This window comes from Microbacterium sp. 1.5R (assembly GCF_001889265.1).
Taxonomy (GTDB): Bacteria; Actinomycetota; Actinomycetes; order Actinomycetales; family Microbacteriaceae; genus Microbacterium.
Genome location: NZ_CP018151.1, coordinates 2,657,324 through 2,674,250, shown reverse-complemented (window position 1 = coordinate 2,674,250; position 16,927 = coordinate 2,657,324). Strand labels below are relative to the sequence as shown.

Here is a 16,927-nt window from a genome sequence, read left to right as displayed (position 1 = left end):
GGAGCGAGCGGTCGGAGCGAGATCAGGGGGCGTCGTCGAAGGGGATCGAATCCGCTTCGATGCCGGCGGACAGCGAGACGAGGTCCGAGAGCGCGGTCGACATGAGTGCGCGATCGGCGTCGGAGAGCGGATGGTGTCCCGCCAGCAGCGCCTGGATGTAGAGCAGCTGCACGGTGCGGGCGAACACCGCGTCGTCCTGCACGCGGACGAGCGCGCGCACGACGCGGTTCGACCAGTTCAGGCACAGGCGCGCGCTGAGATCGTCGTCGCGGGAGGCCGAGAGGGTCGAGTCGATGCGGTCGAGCACCCCGCCCCACAGCGATCCGGTGATGCCCTTCGTGCGGCCGCGGTCGATCCTGCGCAGCACCTCAGGGTCGGCGACGTACAGCGCTGCGAGTTCGGGCTGGTCGATCGACCGCACGGTGACGGAGCAGCCGGATGCGGTCAGCACGCCGCCGGCGCGGGCCTCGAGGGCCAGCGCGGCGTCGCGGTCGTCCAGCGGCGGAGGGTCGAGACGATCGAGCTCCCCGGCCACGTCGACGAGTTCGATCGTCACGTGCGGGTAGAGCTCCGGCAGCATCCGCACGAGGTCCGCGTCGTACAGGTAGCCGCCGTTGACCAGCACCTCGGACCCGGGGGAGATCCCTGCGACCTGGCGGAACTCGTCGACCGACTGCGCGAATCGCACGTGCGGGTATCGTTCGACGAGGTCGCCGATGCGCATCGTTCCGTGGGTGGTCTCGAGGGTCAGCCAGCGCGTGATGAACTGCGCGAGCTCGTCGTCGTGCCGCACCAGCGACTTCAGACCGACCTCGTGGATCGCCACGAACTGGGCGAGTCTGTGCGGTTCGCGCAGGCCCAGCTCGAGCACCCAGCGGCGGATGCCGGCACCGAGCTGCTCGCGCACACGCTCGAGGGCCGCGTCGTCGACGAGCGATTCGCGGCTCGCCGTCGGGGCGAGGCCGGTCGAATCGACCACGGCGCGCACGAAGAACGCCCATTCGGGCAGCACGTCGTCGACCCGCTCGCCCAGGAGCATCCTGCCGAGATACATGCGCGTCGCCTGGCGGGCGCCCGGCGGGGGAGCGTAGGGCAGGACGTAGGCGAGTCCCCGTGTGCCGGTGGCCGGCTCGCTGAGCTCGATCACGTCGAGCGGGCTCGCACCGAGCAGGTCGCGCCCGTACTGCACGGCGCCGTCGATGTCGTCGGCGGGGTCGAGGAACGGCGCGCGCCGGGTGATGTCGACGTCGCCGCTCGGAGAGTCGAGGATCACCCGCACGGGGAGGAACTCGGCGAAGGCGGTGGCCAGCTCTCGCACGGCCGCGGGGCGCAGCAGCTCGTCGGCGTCGAAACGAGGGCGGAGATGCACACTCGTGCCGATCGGCAGATCGTCGTCGATCTCCACGACGCGGAAGGTCCCGTCCGCGCTGCCCGTCCACTCGACGGCCGGGCCGCCCCGGACGCTGCGCGAGCGGATGACGATCGAATCGGCGACCATGAAGCAGCTCAGCAGGCCGATGCCGAACTGACCGAGGTAGTCGCTGCGCGGGAGGTCGAAGATGTCGCGCTTCGAGCTGCGGCCGACCGTGGCGAGCAGGTCGCCTACCTCGGCTGCGGTCAGGCCGATCCCGTCGTCGCGCAGGACGAACTCGCCCGTGGTGTCCGTCAGCGCGGTGATGCGGATGCTCCCGCCCTGCCCGTCGACCTCGCGGCGTGCGGTGATCGCATCGCGGGCGTTCTGCAGCAGTTCGCGCAGATACACGCGAGGACTCGAGTAGATGTGGCGGCTCAGGAGGTCGACGACACCGCGCAGGTCCACCTGGAACTGCTGCACGTCAGCGCTCACTGCGCCCCCTCCCGTTTCGTCCGCCCGCCGAGCCTAACAACAACGACGAGAGCGGGCCCGGTTCGGCGCTGACCGACGGATGCCGTATGCTTGACGAGCAGTTGTTGTCTGCATTCTTTCGCCGTGCCCCGGTCCTTGCGGTCGGGTAACGATGGCAGGATGGAGATGACACCCCGAGACCTCCCGGTCTCTAGGGCGGTAGCTCAATTGGCAGAGCAGCGGTCTCCAAAACCGCAGGTTGCAGGTTCGATTCCTGTCCGCCCTGCGCGTCAGCACACGCTGACACACGAAAGGTACATTCAGGATGGATCAGGACGAACCGCGCGGCGAGGTCGTCGCGGCCGGCGCCACCCGCGAGAAGAAGCGTGGCATCGTGGGCTTCTTCGGGGGCATCGCTCTGTTCTTCCGTCAGGTCATCGCCGAGCTGCGCAAGGTCGTCACGCCGACCCGCAAGGAACTGGTCAAGTTCACCGCAGTGGTGCTCGTCTTCGTTCTCATCGTCATGGGCATCGTCTACGGACTCGACACCCTGTTCGCCTGGGTCACGCACATCGTCTTCGGGGTCCCGGGCGCCTGACGCCCTCGCGGCCCTGGCCGCAGTGATTGGAAAGAAACAACGTGTCTGAACGATATTCCGACGACGCCGACTGGGCGACTGCTGCTGAGCAGTCCAGCGAAGAGGACGAGGCCCAGGAGGGCAACGTGCTCGCTGCGGAAGAGCAGTCGGTCACCTCGGCCGAACATGTCGCCCTCCACATCGAGGACGTCGACGGAGACGCCGACGCCGATGTGCAGGACGACGACAACGACATCGAAATCGACGACCCGGAGGCGGACGCGATCGTGAACGACGCTCTCAACCTGGACGAAGCGGCCGAGTCTGAGGCTGCCGCTGAGGTCCTGAACGATTCTGTGGCGGAAGAGACCGCCGAGCTCGAGGCCGCTGAGGCCGACGAGGTCACCCCTTACGACGGACCCGACATCAACGGCGACGATGACGCCGTGGCCGAGTCCGACGACGATGAGTCCGAAGAGGGCGACGACGCCGAGGAAGACCCGTATGAGGCGTTCCGCCTCGACCTGCGGATGCTTCCGGGCAAGTGGTACGTCATCCACTCCTACGCCGGATTCGAACGCAAGGTCAAGGCCAACATCGAGCAGCGCAAGTCGACGCTCGAGGTCGAGGACGAGATCTATCAGATCGAGGTCCCGATGGAAGACGTGGTCGAGATCAAGAACGGCCAGCGCAAGATGGTCACCCGCGTGCGCATCCCCGGCTACGTGCTCGTGCGCATGGAGCTCACCGAGGACACCTGGTCGGTCGTGCGTCACACGCCTGGCGTCACCGGCTTCGTGGGCAACGCCCACAACCCGACGCCGCTGCGCTTCGAAGAGGCCTTCAACATGCTGAAGTCGCTCGTCGAGGTCAAGGACGTCCCGACCGCCAAGAACATCGCGTCGAAGGGCGGCCTCGCCGTCGCTCGTCCGCTTCCGGCCGAGGTCGACTTCGAGGTCGGCGAGACCATCACGATCAAGGAGGGCTCGTTCGCGGGTCTTCCCGGTTCGATCAGCGAGATCAAGCCCGAGAGCGGCAAGCTCACGGTGCTCGTGTCGCTCTTCGAGCGCGAGACCCCGGTCGAGCTGTCGTTCGACCAGGTCACGAAGATGGTCTGACCTACGCTTCTCCGATAACGGCCGTCCCATTCGGGGCGGCCGTTCTCGCGTTCCCGGGCCCGCTCCGCATCAGGTAGACTTGTCTGGTTTGTGTGCCGCTTCGGCGTGCGCGCATACGACCGCAGCCCGGAGATGCCGGGTTCGCGGGAGAGCGGATGCAACCGGCATCCGTTCGATGAAAGGAAGAGGATATGGCACCGAAGAAGAAGGTGACCGGCCTGATCAAGCTTCAGATCAACGCCGGTGCAGCCAACCCGGCGCCGCCGATCGGCCCCGCGCTCGGTCAGCATGGCGTCAACATCATGGAGTTCTGCAAGGCGTACAACGCCGCGACCGAGTCGCAGCGCGGCAACGTCATCCCCGTCGAGATCACCGTCTACGAGGACCGCAGCTTCACGTTCATCCTGAAGACCCCGCCGGCCGCGGAGCTCATCAAGAAGGCCGCCGGCGTGCCCAAGGGCTCGTCGACGCCGCACACGGTCAAGGTGGCGAAGATCACCAAGGACCAGGTCCGTCAGATCGCCGAGACCAAGCAGGCCGACCTGAACGCGAACGACATCGAGGCTGCCTCGAAGATCATCGCCGGCACCGCCCGTTCCATGGGCATCACGGTCGAGGGCTGAGGAGAATAATCATGGCTACGAAGTCCAAGGCTTACAAGGCTGCCGCCGAGAAGATCGAGGCAGACCGTTTCTACACTCCCACCGAGGCAGTCGCCCTCGCCAAGGAGACCGGCTCGTCGAAGTTCGACTCGACCGTCGAGGTCGCGCTGAAGCTCGCCGTCGACCCCCGCAAGGCAGACCAGATGGTGCGCGGCACCGTCATCCTGCCCCACGGCACCGGTAAGACCGCCCGCGTCATCGTCTTCGCCACCGGCCCCGCGGCCGAGGCAGCGATCGCCGCAGGTGCAGATGAGGTCGGCGGCGCCGAGCTCATCGAGAAGGTCGCCGCAGGCTGGACCGCGTTCGACGCGGCCGTCTCGACCCCGGAGCTCATGGGCCAGGTCGGTCGTCTCGGAAAGGTCCTGGGTCCGCGTGGACTCATGCCGAACCCGAAGACCGGCACCGTGACCCCCAACACGGCCAAGGCCGTCGAGGAGATCAAGGGCGGAAAGATCGAGTTCCGCGTCGACAAGCACGCCAACGTGCACTTCGTCGTGGGCAAGTCGTCGTTCTCGGCCGAGCAGCTCGACGAGAACATCGGCGCAGCGCTCGAGGAGATCGTCCGCCTCAAGCCGTCGAGCTCGAAGGGCCGTTACATCCAGAAGGGCGCCGTGTCGACCACGTTCGGCCCCGGCATCCCGCTGGACGTCAACGCCATCTGAGTGTGATTCCGGAAAGGCCCCCGCATTCTGCGGGGGCCTTTCTGCGTGCAGTACGACATCGGACGTCATCGGATGTTGGGATGCCGGTCCGATGCCGCGTACTGTGAATGAGTTCCGCGTCACAGCACTCGCGCCTCACCGCACCCCAGGAGGGTCACATGTCCCGTCGCATCATCGCCGTCACCGCACTGGTCGTCGCCGCAGCAGCACTCACCGCGTGCAGCGGAAGCACCACGCCTGCCGACAGCAGCTCGAGTGAGAGCGGATCCGGCTTCGGCCTCGTCACGGACGGCACGCTGACGGTCGCCACCGAGGGCACGTACCGTCCGTTCAGCTTCCACGATGACGGCGGAACCGGCGACCTGACCGGATTCGACGTCGAGATCATCCAGGCGGTCGCCGACAAGCTCGACCTCGAGGTCGAGTTCCAGGAGACCCAGTGGGATGCGATCTTCGCCGGTCTCGACGCGGGCCGTTTCGACGTGATCGCCAACCAGGTGAGCATCAACGAGGAGCGCCAGGAGAAGTACCTGTTCAGCACCCCGTACACCGTCTCGCCGGGAGTCATCGTCGTCGCCGAGGACGACGACTCGATCTCGTCGTTCGACGACCTCGAGGGCACGACGACGGCGCAGTCTCTCACCAGCAACTGGTACGAGCTGGCCACCGAGTCCGGTGCCACCGTCGAAGGCGTCGAGGGGTGGGCGCAGGCCGTCGAGCTGCTGCGTCAGGGCCGCGTCGATGCGACCGTCAACGACAAGCTGACCTTCCTCGACTATGAGACCACCAACAGCCCGTCCGGCCTGAAGATCGCCGCCGAGACCGACGAGGCCGGTGAGCAGGCATTCGTCTTCACCAAGGACAAGACGGACCTCGTCGAGGCGATCGACGGCGCTCTGGAAGAGCTGCGTGCCGACGGCACCCTGGCCGAGATCAGCGACAAGTACTTCGGCGAAGACGTGACCCAGTAACCCATGGAGAATCCCTGGCAGCTGTTCTTCGACTCGCTCGGACCGATCGCCCTCGCGGGGGTGACGGTGACGGTTCCGCTCGCGCTGATCTCTTTCGCGCTGGGTCTCGTGCTCGCCATCGGCGCAGCGCTGATGCGGATCTCGGTCAATCCCGTGCTGTCGGGCATCGCCAGGTTCTACATCTCGGTCATCCGCGGCACGCCGATGATCGTGCAGCTGTTCGTGATCTTCTACGGGCTCGGATCGATCGGACTCAAGCTCGATCCGTGGACCAGCGCGATCATCGCACTGTCGCTGAACGTCGGCGGGTACGGAGCCGAAGTGGTGCGCGCCGCCATCCTCTCCGTCCCGAAGGGGCAGTGGGAGGCGGCGTACACGGTCGGCATGAATCGCACGCGCACACTCACGCGGGTGATCCTTCCCCAGGCAGCGCGGGTCTCGGTGCCTCCGCTGTCCAACACGTTCATCTCGCTGGTGAAGGACACGTCGCTGGCCTCGCTGATCCTCGTCACCGAGCTCTTCAAGGTGGCGCAGCAGATCGCGGCGGCGACCCTGGAGTTCATGGTCGTCTACCTGGCTGCCGCGCTCGTGTACTGGGTGATCTGCCTGGTGCTGTCGTTCGGCCAGAGCGCACTCGAGAGGAGACTCGATCGCAATGTCGCTCACTGATCCGGCGCACTCACCCAGGTCCACAGCCGACGCCCTGCTCACCGCCCGCGGCCTTCACAAGCGCTTCGGCGACAACGAGGTGCTCCGCGGCATCGACCTCACGCTGCACCGCGGAGAGGTCGTCGTGCTGATCGGTCCGAGCGGATCGGGCAAGACGACGGTGCTGCGTGCGCTCAACGGGCTCGAGACGCCGGATGCCGGGACCATCGTCGTGGCCGGGGGCCCTGACATCGACTTCGCCCCGTCGGATCCGGTGGCGAAGCGCACGCGCGCGCAGAAGCGTCTCGCGCTGCGCGATCGGTCGGCGATGGTCTTCCAGCATCACAACCTCTTCCCGCACTTCTCGGTGCTCGAGAACGTGATCGAGGGACCATGGCGGGTGCAGGGCAGACCCAAGGCCGAGGTGGTCGCCGAGGCCCGCGTCCTGCTCGCCCGCGTGGGGCTCGCCGACAAGGCCGATGCTCGACCTCACGAGCTCTCCGGCGGTCAGCAGCAGCGGGTCGGCATCGTCCGCGCTCTCGCGCTGCGTCCCGACCTCCTGCTGTTCGACGAGCCGACGAGCGCACTCGACCCCGAGCTCGTGGGGGAGGTCCTGCTCGTGATCAAGGAGCTCGCCGACGAGGGGTGGAGCATGGTCGTGGTGACGCATGAGCTGAGCTTCGCGCGCGAGGCGGCGGATCATGTGCTCTTCATGGACGCGGGTGTGGTCGTCGAGCAGGGCGCGCCGGCCGATACCTTCGGCGCGCCGCAGCACGAGCGCACCCAGAGGTTCCTCACTCGCATCCTTCGGCCCCTCGACGGCGACTGACGGGCGTCCGCTCACGTCTGCGACGCAGGGTCAGCCGCCGAGCACCGGCAGCACCAGGCTGACAGCCAGGGTGATCATGACGACGGCGATCAGCGCGTCGAGGATGCGCCACGCTCGTTCCGTGCGCAGCCAGCGGCCGAGATAGCGGGCGCCGAACCCCAGCGCGGTGAACCACAGGATGCTGGCGGCGATCGCTCCGGCGGCGAACAGCCAGCGCTCGTCGCCGTGCGTCGCGGCGATCGACCCGAGCATCAGGACGGTGTCGAGGTAGACGTGCGGGTTCAACCAGGTCAGGGCGAGAGCCGTCGCGATCACGGGAGCGAGCGCGGTGCGGGTCGCCGTCGTGGTTCCGCCGCCCGACCCGGGCGCCGAGCCCTCCGCACCGGTCCGGTCGACTCGCAGCTCTTCGCCGCCCCTCCAGGCGCGGCGGGCGGCGAGGATGCCGTAGGCCAGGAGGAACAGGGCCCCCGCCCAGCGCGCGACGACCACGAGCCACGGGGCTGCGGAGATGACGAAGCCGAGTCCCGCGACGCCGGCGGCGATGAGCAGGGCGTCGGACACGGCGCAGATGATGACGACCGGCAGGACGTTCTCTCTGCGGATGCCCTGACGGAGGACGAACACGTTCTGCGCGCCGATGGCGACGATCAGGGAGAGGCCGAGTCCGAGACCCGAGAAGACGGAGAGCATGAGTCCACGGTACGGATGCCACGGACATGAGCACCAGCGATGATTCCTTGTGCGCCATTAGCATGGCTAATGTGAAGATCGATCCGGAGCTTGCCGCCACTGTCGCCGCCGTGGCCGACGAGGGAACCCTCGACGCGGCGTCGCGGGTGCTGCGTGTGACTCCTTCCGCCGTGAGCCAGCGGCTCAAGACGCTCGAGGAGCAGCTCGGACGGGTCCTCGTCGTGCGCACCAAGCCTGCCCGTCTCACCGAGGCGGGCGAGGCTGTCGTGCGGCTCGCACGACAGCTGGCACTCCTCGAGCACGATGCCCTCGCAGAACTCGGCCTCGAGGGCGACGAGACGCCCCGCACCCGCATACCGCTCGCCGTGAACGCGGACTCGATGGCGACGTGGTTCCTGCCTCCGCTCGCACGGCTCTCGGCAGCCCACGACCTCGACTTCGACCTGCACCGCGACGACCAGAACTTCACGGCTCGGCTGCTCGAGTCCGGCACGGTGATGGCGGCGGTCACGAGTGAGGCGGCGCCGGTCGCCGGGTGCTCCGTCGCACCGCTCGGCGTGCTGGAGTATCACGCGATGGCAGAACCGGCGTTCGCTGATCGCTGGTTCTCCTCCGGTGTCACCAGAGAGGCGTTGAGCGCGGCGCCCTTCGTCGACTTCGACAGACGAGACACGCTTCAGCACGAATGGCTCGAGCGGATGGGGGTCGCGCACCACGGGGCTCCTCGGCACTACGTGCCCGCGTCGCACGACTACGCGCTCGCCGTGCGGCTCGGCCTCGGATGGGGGATGCTGCCGCTCCTGCAGAAGGAGCGCGAGCTCGTGCCGCTCGGCGGGCCGCCGCTGCGAGTCAGGCTGTACTGGCAGCAGTGGAACCTGCGCTCCGCGCTGCTCGACACCATCGCGGCCGAAGTCTCCGTCGAGGCGCAGCGTGTTCTCGCGAGCTGAGCTGCAGCTCTGGACGAACTGCAACCATCCGATCGGTCGCAGAAATCGATAGACGTTTCTGCGCGATTCGTGAGTCGGAATGCGCAATCGTGACGCGGAAGGCCTTGAACAGGCGCAGGAAGTGGACAAAGCTGTCGGGAACGACACGAGTACCGGATGCAGGCCGCGAAGGGCGACCATCCCCAGCCATCTGCGTCTCGTGAGATTCCTGAGGGGGAATGTCATGGCTGAGAAGGACACTCAACGCAAGGTTCTGGCAGTGCTCGCCGGTGGGCTGGTGCTCGGCGTCGGTATCGGGGTGACGCTCGCGGCATGGAACGACTCCGAGTTCGCGACTGGCACCTTCACCGCAGGCTCGTTCAATCTGGAGGGATCCACGACGAGCGCGACCGACGGGTACGACGATCACAACGTCGATCTGGGGGACACTGCAGCGGCGCTCGTCTTCCAGCTGCCCGCCGTGGCGTCGTCGATGTCTCCGGGCGACGTCGTCTACGCACCGTTCTGGGTGCGTCTCGACAGCACGACCACCAACGGCGCCACGCTGGTGCCGTCGGGGATCACCGCGGGCACGGGGGGCAACGAGGCCAATCTCTCATACACCGTGACGGCCATCGACGCGGGCGACGTGTGCGACGCCACGGCGGCAGGAACCGTCGTCGCGACGGGCACCACATTGAGCGCTCAGACCGGAGCCACGTCGGTTCCTCTCGCCGAGGGCGCACCGGCAGGGACGGCGGGAACGCCTGTGCAGCTGTGCTTCGCGGTGACCGCGGGCGCCGGTCTCACGCAGGGCGCCGCCGCGACCGCGACCTGGGAGTTCACGGCCACCTCGACTGCGGACTGATCATGGCCGACACCCGCAGAGGCATGCGGGAGGGGAAGCGACTGCTCTCCCGTCGGATACGCGCTGTGCTCGCGGGCGGGCTGGTGTTCGGCGTCGGCGCGACGATGACCCTGGCCGCCTGGAACGATTCCGAATACGGCAATGCGACCTTCACCGCCGGGCGGTTCGACATCGTCGGGGCGACCGACGGTGCCACGTTCTCGAGCCACCCGGTGGGCACGCCGGCGGCGCTGTCGTTCAGCGCACCGTTCTCGGCCATGGCTCCCGGCAACACCACGTACGCGCTGTTCAGCGTGCGGACCGCGAATCCGTCAGTGGCCGGCACGCTGCAGCTCAGTGTGACGTCGACGGCGGGAACAGGGCTCGGCACCTACCTGCGATACGGGGTGAGGGCGATCGCGGGGACGGCCTGCAACAGCACGACCTACACGGCCGGGACGGCTGTCGTTCCCGACAACTCGCTGCTGTCGGTCGGCGGCACCGGCACCCAGGCGGTCGCGGCCGACGGCGGAACGACCGTGAACTACTGCTTCGCAGTGACGTTGCCGGCAGCGACCGACAACGGCGCGCAAGGGCTGACGGCGATCCAGACATGGCAGATCGCCGGAGTGTCGAGCTGACCTGCGGGCAGAGCATCGGATGACGTGAGGAGGAGACATGAGTGCACCGACGAGGCGCAGCCTGCGTGAACAGGCGACGGTCGATGATGCGTCCGCGTCGCCGGCACCCGCCGCGGCGTCCTCGCGAGGCACTCTCGGGAGGGCGCTCGCCGATGTCCTCCTCTGGCTCGCCGCCGCCGCAGGGGTCATCTGCATCGTGCTCGTGATCGTCGCCTTCACGGCGAACATCACCCTCATCATGTTCCGCACGGGATCGATGGCGCCGACGATTCCCGCCGGTTCCGTGGCGGTGGTCCAGAGCGTCCCGGCATCCGAGGTGCAGGTCGGCGACGTCGTCACCGTCGATCGAGCAGGCGATCTGCCGGTCACGCACCGCATCACCTCGATCGCTCCCGGTGCGAGTGCGGACGAACGGGTGATCACGATGCGCGGAGACGCGAACGCGGCCGACGATCCGTATCCGTACACCGTGCAGACCGTTCGGATCGTGCTGTTCTCGATCCCCGGCTTCGCGACCGTGATCGTCGCGATGGGCGATCCGTACGTGCTGGGCGGACTCACGATCGGCGCGACGGTCCTCGTCGTCTGGGCGTTCTGGCCGCGCTCCCGGAAGGAGAGTCGCGAGCAGGTCGATCCGGCGGGAGTCGACCGATGAACCGGCGGGTGGCGTGCATCGCGGGTGCCTGTGCGGTCGTCTGCGCAGCGCTCGTCGCGGTGAGTCCGGCGTGGGCGGCCCCCTCGACCGAGGTCGTGCAGGGACAGGTGCTGCGGCTGGTCTCCGTCGCCGACTGGGATGCCGCGTCGAGCCTCCTGCCGGGCCAGCCCGTGCAGTGGGATGTGACGGTGAGCGCTGAGGCACCGGACCCCGGGACCGTGGCGGTCGGAGTCAGTGCGAGCGGCGGTGCGGCGCTGGTGATGGACGTGCTCCGCTGTGCGCAGGAGTGGGATGAGAGCGGATGCCGGGGAGGCGCGACCACACTCGAGTCCGGCTGGTCGATACCTCGTGACGGCCTCGAGGTGCCGCTCGTCGAGATGGCCGACACAGAGGTGGCCCACCTCAGGCTCGTCATCGCGTTGGACGGCGCGGACGACGGCAGCACCCAGGTGCGCGTGCATGCACGCGGCGCCGGAGAGTCCGCGACGGTCGGACCCGACGGCGGGCTGGCGACGACGGGCGGTGCGACCTTCGCTCCCTGGGCGATCGGCGGGGCGCTGGCCCTGGTGGCCGGTGGTGCCGCGCTGAGTGCGACCCGGCGCCGCCGCAGCACCGGAGCTCACCGAGGCGAGTCGTGATCGTGCGGCGGCAGCGCGTCCTGGCCGGAGTCGCCGGTGCGGCGCTGCTCTGCGGAGTGGCCCTCGCGCCGCCGGCGCAGATCACCGACGCGGCATTCACTGACCCGGAGTACGGTCGAGCCACGATCACGGCGTTCCGCGTTCCCCCCGCCACGATCATCGCCTGCACGGTGGCGAACAACGGTCTGGGCGTCTTCCAGAACGTCCGGCTCGTGTGGACGTCGGTGTACCCCGCCAGCGGGGTCAGGCTCACACTCACCCAGGGAGCGACGACAGCAGTGGTCCCGGCGGCGAACATCACCACGACAGGTCCTGCCGGCGGCCTCTACACCCACACCGCCGTCCTCACTCAGAGTCTGCTCGCCAGCCTCATCTCCAACCTTCTCGGCAGCACCACGACATTGACGGTGACCAACCTCCTGGCCGGTACGTCCTGGGTGTCGGACGGGACCTCGCGCCAGCTGTCGATCGCGCTGCTCGGGCTCAACGCGTCCTGCACGTGAGTTCGTGCGGTGCGGACCGGCTCAGTCGGCGAGTGCGAGAGCGCGGAACGCATCGCGCTCGCGCAGGTGCTCGCGCCGGCTGGCGGCGGCGGCCGCCGCGGCATCCGCGATGCGGGTCGGCACCTGCTGACCGGTGGTGCGCCGGTAGAGCTCGTCGATGAGATCTGTGGCGAGGCCGACGAGCTTCGCGATCTCGCGGTCGTCGCGGTCGATCCAGACGCAGCGGGGTTCGTCATGGATGGGGGAGAAGTCGACGTGCTCCTCCCAGACGAAGAGCGTGCGCTCGGCGCCCAGCACGTGCTGCTGCCACCACACCTGGCGCAGGTAGGTGCGGGGGATGCCGCGGAACGCCTTGTTCGTGGTCTTGATCTCCGCGAGCTTCACGCGACCGTCGGCGTCGACGGCGATACCGTCGGGAGTCGCGAGATGGCGGTGCTCGACCTCGGCGCGGAACAGGGCGGAGGAGGGGAGGATGCCGTGCGTCGCCGCCACCCAGGCGGCGATCTCGGGCTCGCGGCGGCGTCCGTGATCGGTGTAGGCGTTGCCTCCGAACCGGGGCCCGCCGCCGAGCTTGGAGTCGGCGGCGCGGGCGATGGACCGCTCGCTCGTGAGTCCGGCGACATCCGTGGCGGTGATCCCACGGGACCGTGCCCGCATCCAGGCGACGCGGTCGCGGGAGTCCGCGACGATGCGAGCTTGGAGTTCGGGGGTCACCTATCGAGGGTAACCCCGGTCGCCGACTCTCCCTCCCGCACACGCCGCCCGGGGCGTTCCCTCGGGCGTTCGACCCCGGCAGGGACTCAGCTGCGCGTCGGCCACGCCTCCGGGCCGGCGGATCCGGCGACGTAGTCGTCGAGCGGCACATCGCCCCGCTGCCACGCCTCGAGGATGGGGGCGACGATCCGCCACGACTGCTCGGCGGCGTCTCCCCGCACGGCGAGCATCGGATCCCCGTCGAGGACGCCGGACAGCACCTCGGCGTACGCCTTGAGCGCGCCCTCGCCGAGCTCCGCGGACAGGATCGCGCGTTCCAGCTCGAGCGGGTCCTCGGATGCGTTCAGGTTCAGCTCGAGCGACATCCGGTCGGGACCGAGCGAGAAGCGCAGCACCGCTCCGTCGGACGTGCCGGTGAGCCCGCGGGGCAGATGGCGGACAGGACGGAAGCGCACGACGATCTCTCTGGCGGGCGTTCCGAGGGCCTTGCCGGAGCGGAGCCGGAACGGGATTCCCGCCCAGCGCGCGTTGCGGACCTCGAAGGTCGCCTCGGCGAGCGTCTCGGTCTCCCGACCTGGGTCGACGCCGGGTTCGTCGACGTACGAGGGCTTCGCGGTGCCGTCGATCTCTCCCGCGGTGTAGCGGGCGCGGCGAGACGACCCGGCGGGGTCGTCGCCCCACACGGCGGTCGCGCGGAGCACCGCGCCGGTCGCGGCGCGGAAGTCGACCTCGTCGAGGGTGGCGGGCTCTTCCATCGCGAGCACCGCGAGCACCTGGAGCAGATGACTCTGGATCATGTCGACCAGTGCGCCGGCCTTGTCGTAGTAACCCGCACGCCCCTCGAGCGCCAGCGCTTCGTCGTAGACGATGTCGATGGACTCGATGCTCTCCGCAGACCAGAGCGGTTCGAGGATGCGGTTCGCGAACCGTGCGCCGAGGAGGTTCAGCGTGGTCGAGCGACCCAGGAAGTGGTCGACGCGGAACACCTGGGTCTCGGGCACGAGGGCGGTGAGGATGCGATTCAGCTCGCGGGCGCTCGACTCGTCGGTGCCGAACGGCTTCTCCATCACGAGCATCGCGCCCGCGGGCAGCATGTCGGGCGTGAGTGCGGCGATGCACGCCGCCGCCACGGCCGGAGGCACTGCGAAGTAGAGGGCCACGCGGCCGGTGAGGCCGCCCAACAGCGCACGCAGATCGTCGGCGCGCGTGATGTCGGTGCGGGCGTAGGTGACGTCGACACGGGCTGCCGCGTCCTCGGCGTCCATCGAGGCGAAGGCCGTGTCGACGACGGCCCGCAGCTCGGCATCCGTCCACTCCTCGCGATCGGCGCCGACGATCCGCACCGAACGCGCGGGTTCTCTCTTCAGCAGCTGGCCCAGAGCGGGCAGGAGGAGCCGAGAGGTGAGGTCGCCGCCTGCACCGAGGATCACCAGCGTCGTCGCATCGGTCATGTTCTCACCGTAATCGCTCCGACCCTCGGGTGAACATGCCAGACTCGGTCAATGCCCGCTCCGATCGAGGACTACGCCCTGCTCAGCGACTGCCGCACCGGCGCGCTCGTCTCGCGAGACGGCAGCATCGACTGGCTGTGCCTTCCGCGTTTCGATTCGTCCTCGGTGTTCGGCGCTCTCCTGGGCGACCCCGGTCACGGATGCTGGACGCTGCGCCCGAGTGATGCCGGGGCGACATCGACGCGGTTCTACCTCTCGGACACCTTCATCCTGGTCACCCGGTGGGAGACGGCGGAGGGCGTCGCGGAGGTGCACGAGTTCATGCCGATCCAGCCGACGCGCACCGAGGTCATCCGACGGATCGTCGGCGTCTCGGGCAGCGTCGAGTTCGACACCGAGCTGCGCCTGCACTTCGACTACTCCCGTCGGCTGCCGTGGGTGCGGCAGGTCGGCACTCCGGATCACCCGGCGCTGCATGCGACGGCCGGGCCCGAGTCGGTGATCGTGCGCGGCGTGCGATTCCACGCCGAGGACCATCGGCACCGGGCGACGGTGACGGTCGGCGCCGACGAGATCCGTGACCTCACGCTCAGCTGGTTCCTTTCATATGAGCACGCGCCTAAGCCGCTCGACGTCGAAGAGGCGATCGCCGGGACGCGGGCCTGGTGGCAGGGATGGGCGAGCGGGATCCGCCACGACGGCCCGCATCGCGACGCCGTCGTCCGCTCTCTGCTGGTGCTGCGTGCGCTCACCAATAAGGACACCGGAGGCATCGTCGCCGCGGCCACGACCTCGCTGCCCGAGGACTTCGGCGGCTCGCGCAACTGGGACTACCGCTTCGTCTGGCTGCGGGATGCCGCGCTGACGCTCGAGGCGCTGATCGCTCATGGCTTCCTCGCCGAAGCTCATCAGTGGCGTCGCTGGCTGCTCCGGGCCGTCGCGGGGGAACCGCGGGAGGTGCAGATCATGTACGGGATCGCCGGGGAGCGCGATCTCCTCGAGCGCGAGCTGACCAGTCTCCCCGGTTATGACGGTTCAGCGCCGGTGCGCATCGGCAACGGGGCCGTCGACCAATACCAGGGTGATGTGATCGGCGAGGTCCTGGTCGCTCTCGAGGCGGCCAGGATCGCGGGTCTGGAAGAGGGGGACTTCTCCTGGCCCTTGCAGCGCGCGCTCGTCGAGCAGGTGATCGTGTCGATCGATCGCCCCGACAACGGAATCTGGGAGATCAGGGGCGAGCCGCAGTGGTTCACGCACTCGCGGGTCATGATGTGGGCCGCGCTCGACCGGGGAGTCCGTGCCGTGCGGGAGCATGGTCTCGCCGGCGATGCCGAGCGGTGGGAGGGCGTGCGCGATCGCCTGCGTCGCGAGATCGACGACCGCGGTGTCGATGCGGAGGGCGGCCATTTCGTCCAGCACTACGGATCCGGCGACGTGGATGCCTCGCTGCTGCTGCTGCCGCAGGTCGGGTACTGCGCCGCCGACGATCCGCGCATGCTGCGCACCGTCGCCGAGATCGAGAGTCGCCTGCTCGTGAACGGATTCGTGCGGCGCTACCGCACCGAGTCCGGCGTCGACGGACTCGGTGGAGGGGAGCATCCCTTCATCGCCTGCAGCTTCTGGCTCGTCGAGCAGTATGCGGCGAGCGGGCGCACGGGCGACGCGCAGACCCTCATGGCCGGAGTGATGGCGATGGCGAACGATCTCGGCCTGCTCTCGGAGGAGTACGACGTCGGACACCAGCGGCAGGCCGGCAACACTCCGCAGGCGCTCTCGCACCTGAGTCTCATCCGGGCCGCCGACGCACTCGCCGGGCACCGGGGACGCGCGGCGCACCGGGACTGACGTCCGATTTGAGGGTCGGCGGTCGATGAGGTAGCCTGGGAACAACCGAAGACCGCTGGTCATCGTCGTGCGTGAGAACGCGAGGCGATCGAAGCTCTGCTCAGCAGGGGCCCGCGCAGGACACGAACTTTCAGAGCTCCGTGCGCTTGCGCCGGAGCTTTTCTGTTGCATGCGGTCAGGGGTCGGCGCCTCACCTCCGTGAGGCGCCTCGTACACACCAAGGAGTGACCATGGCGCAGAAGGACGCATCGGTTGCCGAGCTCACGAAGTCATTCGAGAACTCGACTGCCGTTCTGCTGACCGAGTACCGCGGTCTGACGGTTGCCCAGCTCAAGGAGCTGCGCAACAGCATCCGTCAGGACGCTGAGTACGCCGTGGTGAAGAACACGCTGACCAAGATCGCCGCCAACAAGGCTGGCATCACCGCGCTGGACGACGACCTCAAGGGTCCGTCGGCTGTCGCGTTCGTGCATGGCGACTTCGTCGCCACTGCCAAGGCTCTTCGTGACTTCGCCAAGGCCAACCCGCTTCTCGTGATCAAGTCCGGCATCTTCGAGGGCAACGCCCTCTCTGCCGACGAGGTCAACAAGTACGCCGCGCTCGAGAGCCGTGAGGTTCTGCTGGCGAAGGCTGCGGGCATGATGAAGGCGACGATGGGCAAGGCAGCTGCCACCATCGATGCTCTTCGCGAAAAGCTGGAGACCGCTGAGGCCGCGTGAGCGACC

The 16,927-nt window shown here is 68.4% G+C and carries 19 protein-coding genes and 1 tRNA gene; 16 read left to right on the top strand and 4 right to left on the bottom strand.

Translation table 11 applies throughout. The features are described 5' to 3' along the window. Positions 1-22: 22 nt before the first annotated feature. Positions 23-1,846, bottom strand: a complete 1,824-nt coding sequence (locus BMW26_RS12855; RefSeq protein ID WP_056279786.1) for an HSP90 family protein — start codon at positions 1,844-1,846, stop codon at positions 23-25. A gap of 192 nt (positions 1,847-2,038) precedes the next feature. Between BMW26_RS12855 and BMW26_RS12850 the strand changes: the two genes are divergently transcribed. From BMW26_RS12850 to BMW26_RS12815, 8 genes are all read left to right on the top strand, one after another. Beyond that, positions 2,039-2,111, top strand: a tRNA-Trp gene (locus tag BMW26_RS12850). A gap of 39 nt (positions 2,112-2,150) precedes the next feature. Then, entirely contained in the window at positions 2,151-2,423 is a 273-nt protein-coding gene (gene secE, locus BMW26_RS12845; protein WP_053097445.1) for a preprotein translocase subunit SecE, read from the top strand. Positions 2,424-2,464: 41 nt separating this feature from the next. Then, positions 2,465-3,520, top strand: a complete 1,056-nt coding sequence (gene nusG / locus BMW26_RS12840; RefSeq protein ID WP_056279788.1) for a transcription termination/antitermination protein NusG — start codon at positions 2,465-2,467, stop codon at positions 3,518-3,520. 191 nt (positions 3,521-3,711) lie between these two features. After that, a complete protein-coding gene (gene rplK, locus BMW26_RS12835; RefSeq protein ID WP_053097443.1) occupies positions 3,712-4,143 on the top strand; it encodes a 50S ribosomal protein L11 in 432 nt (143 codons plus the stop codon). An 11-nt stretch (positions 4,144-4,154) separates the two neighbouring features. After that, positions 4,155-4,844, top strand: coding sequence for a 50S ribosomal protein L1 (gene rplA, locus BMW26_RS12830; RefSeq protein ID WP_053097442.1), 690 nt, complete (start codon positions 4,155-4,157; stop codon positions 4,842-4,844). A 158-nt stretch (positions 4,845-5,002) separates the two neighbouring features. After that, positions 5,003-5,815, top strand: a complete 813-nt coding sequence (locus tag BMW26_RS12825; RefSeq protein ID WP_072591658.1) for an amino acid ABC transporter substrate-binding protein — start codon at positions 5,003-5,005, stop codon at positions 5,813-5,815. A gap of 3 nt (positions 5,816-5,818) precedes the next feature. Continuing rightward, positions 5,819-6,484 carry an amino acid ABC transporter permease gene (locus BMW26_RS12820; RefSeq protein ID WP_053097440.1) on the top strand — a complete coding sequence of 222 codons (666 nt, stop codon included), beginning with the start codon at positions 5,819-5,821 and terminating at the stop codon, positions 6,482-6,484. Then, the gene (locus BMW26_RS12815) at positions 6,471-7,292 is read left to right on the top strand and encodes an amino acid ABC transporter ATP-binding protein (protein ID WP_072591657.1); all 822 of its coding nucleotides are present in this window, start codon (positions 6,471-6,473) and stop codon (positions 7,290-7,292) included. The genes BMW26_RS12820 and BMW26_RS12815 overlap by 14 nt, the downstream gene beginning before the upstream one ends. A gap of 30 nt (positions 7,293-7,322) precedes the next feature. On the opposite strand, the gene lysE is transcribed toward BMW26_RS12815, so the two are convergent. Continuing rightward, a complete protein-coding gene (gene lysE, locus BMW26_RS12810; RefSeq protein WP_072591656.1) occupies positions 7,323-7,982 on the bottom strand; it encodes an L-lysine exporter in 660 nt (219 codons plus the stop codon). 71 nt (positions 7,983-8,053) lie between these two features. On the opposite strand from lysE, the gene BMW26_RS12805 reads away from it, so the two are divergent. The 6 genes from BMW26_RS12805 to BMW26_RS12780 all read left to right on the top strand — a co-directional run bounded on the left by BMW26_RS12805 (position 8,054) and on the right by BMW26_RS12780 (position 12,192). Beyond that, entirely contained in the window at positions 8,054-8,929 is an 876-nt protein-coding gene (locus BMW26_RS12805) for a LysR family transcriptional regulator ArgP (protein ID WP_198032324.1), read from the top strand. A 223-nt stretch (positions 8,930-9,152) separates the two neighbouring features. Next, positions 9,153-9,776, top strand: a complete 624-nt coding sequence (locus tag BMW26_RS12800; RefSeq protein WP_053097436.1) for a SipW-dependent-type signal peptide-containing protein — start codon at positions 9,153-9,155, stop codon at positions 9,774-9,776. Between the two features lie 2 nt (positions 9,777-9,778). Next, on the top strand, positions 9,779-10,396 hold the full coding sequence (locus BMW26_RS12795) for a SipW-dependent-type signal peptide-containing protein (RefSeq protein WP_072591654.1): 618 nt from the start codon (positions 9,779-9,781) through the stop codon (positions 10,394-10,396). A 37-nt stretch (positions 10,397-10,433) separates the two neighbouring features. Further along, positions 10,434-11,051 (top strand): signal peptidase I, encoded by a 618-nt coding sequence (locus tag BMW26_RS12790; protein WP_072591653.1) that lies wholly within the window; start codon positions 10,434-10,436, stop codon positions 11,049-11,051. Continuing rightward, the gene (locus BMW26_RS12785; RefSeq protein ID WP_072591652.1) at positions 11,048-11,689 is read left to right on the top strand and encodes a hypothetical protein; all 642 of its coding nucleotides are present in this window, start codon (positions 11,048-11,050) and stop codon (positions 11,687-11,689) included. Before BMW26_RS12790 ends, BMW26_RS12785 begins: the two co-directional genes overlap by 4 nt. Continuing rightward, the gene (locus BMW26_RS12780; protein ID WP_072591651.1) at positions 11,686-12,192 is read left to right on the top strand and encodes a hypothetical protein; all 507 of its coding nucleotides are present in this window, start codon (positions 11,686-11,688) and stop codon (positions 12,190-12,192) included. The genes BMW26_RS12785 and BMW26_RS12780 overlap by 4 nt, the downstream gene beginning before the upstream one ends. Before the next feature lie 21 nt (positions 12,193-12,213). Here the strand turns inward: BMW26_RS12780 and BMW26_RS12775 are convergent, their stop codons facing one another. Further along, the gene (locus tag BMW26_RS12775) at positions 12,214-12,906 is read right to left on the bottom strand and encodes a YqaJ viral recombinase family protein (protein ID WP_053097431.1); all 693 of its coding nucleotides are present in this window, start codon (positions 12,904-12,906) and stop codon (positions 12,214-12,216) included. Positions 12,907-12,992: 86 nt separating this feature from the next. Further along, complete coding sequence (locus tag BMW26_RS12770) at positions 12,993-14,357, bottom strand: glucose-6-phosphate dehydrogenase (RefSeq protein WP_072591650.1); 1,365 nt, start codon at positions 14,355-14,357, stop codon at positions 12,993-12,995. A gap of 51 nt (positions 14,358-14,408) precedes the next feature. Here BMW26_RS12770 and BMW26_RS12765 point away from each other — a divergent pair, with 51 nt between their 5' ends. Continuing rightward, positions 14,409-16,202 (top strand): glycoside hydrolase family 15 protein, encoded by a 1,794-nt coding sequence (locus BMW26_RS12765; RefSeq protein ID WP_072591649.1) that lies wholly within the window; start codon positions 14,409-14,411, stop codon positions 16,200-16,202. Positions 16,203-16,432: 230 nt separating this feature from the next. Continuing rightward, positions 16,433-16,921, top strand: a complete 489-nt coding sequence (rplJ, locus tag BMW26_RS12760; RefSeq protein WP_053097428.1) for a 50S ribosomal protein L10 — start codon at positions 16,433-16,435, stop codon at positions 16,919-16,921. The last annotated feature ends 6 nt before the right edge of the window (positions 16,922-16,927 follow it).

Excerpts from the sequence above, each read along its gene's own strand:
- BMW26_RS12825 (WP_072591658.1), top strand. The coding sequence starts at position 5,003 with ATGTCCCGTCGCATCATCGCCGTCACCGCACTGGTCGTCGCCGCAGCA.
- lysE (WP_072591656.1), bottom strand. The coding sequence starts at position 7,982 with ATGCTCTCCGTCTTCTCGGGTCTCGGACTCGGCCTCTCCCTGATCGTC.
- rplJ (WP_053097428.1), top strand. The coding sequence starts at position 16,433 with ATGGCGCAGAAGGACGCATCGGTTGCCGAGCTCACGAAGTCATTCGAG.
- BMW26_RS12820 (WP_053097440.1), top strand. The coding sequence starts at position 5,819 with ATGGAGAATCCCTGGCAGCTGTTCTTCGACTCGCTCGGACCGATCGCC.
- BMW26_RS12795 (WP_072591654.1), top strand. The coding sequence starts at position 9,779 with ATGGCCGACACCCGCAGAGGCATGCGGGAGGGGAAGCGACTGCTCTCC.
- rplK (WP_053097443.1), top strand. The coding sequence starts at position 3,712 with ATGGCACCGAAGAAGAAGGTGACCGGCCTGATCAAGCTTCAGATCAAC.
- secE (WP_053097445.1), top strand. The coding sequence starts at position 2,151 with ATGGATCAGGACGAACCGCGCGGCGAGGTCGTCGCGGCCGGCGCCACC.
- BMW26_RS12815 (WP_072591657.1), top strand. The coding sequence starts at position 6,471 with ATGTCGCTCACTGATCCGGCGCACTCACCCAGGTCCACAGCCGACGCC.
- BMW26_RS12785 (WP_072591652.1), top strand. The coding sequence starts at position 11,048 with ATGAACCGGCGGGTGGCGTGCATCGCGGGTGCCTGTGCGGTCGTCTGC.
- BMW26_RS12770 (WP_072591650.1), bottom strand. The coding sequence starts at position 14,357 with ATGACCGATGCGACGACGCTGGTGATCCTCGGTGCAGGCGGCGACCTC.
- BMW26_RS12765 (WP_072591649.1), top strand. The coding sequence starts at position 14,409 with ATGCCCGCTCCGATCGAGGACTACGCCCTGCTCAGCGACTGCCGCACC.
- BMW26_RS12800 (WP_053097436.1), top strand. The coding sequence starts at position 9,153 with ATGGCTGAGAAGGACACTCAACGCAAGGTTCTGGCAGTGCTCGCCGGT.
- rplA (WP_053097442.1), top strand. The coding sequence starts at position 4,155 with ATGGCTACGAAGTCCAAGGCTTACAAGGCTGCCGCCGAGAAGATCGAG.
- BMW26_RS12790 (WP_072591653.1), top strand. The coding sequence starts at position 10,434 with ATGAGTGCACCGACGAGGCGCAGCCTGCGTGAACAGGCGACGGTCGAT.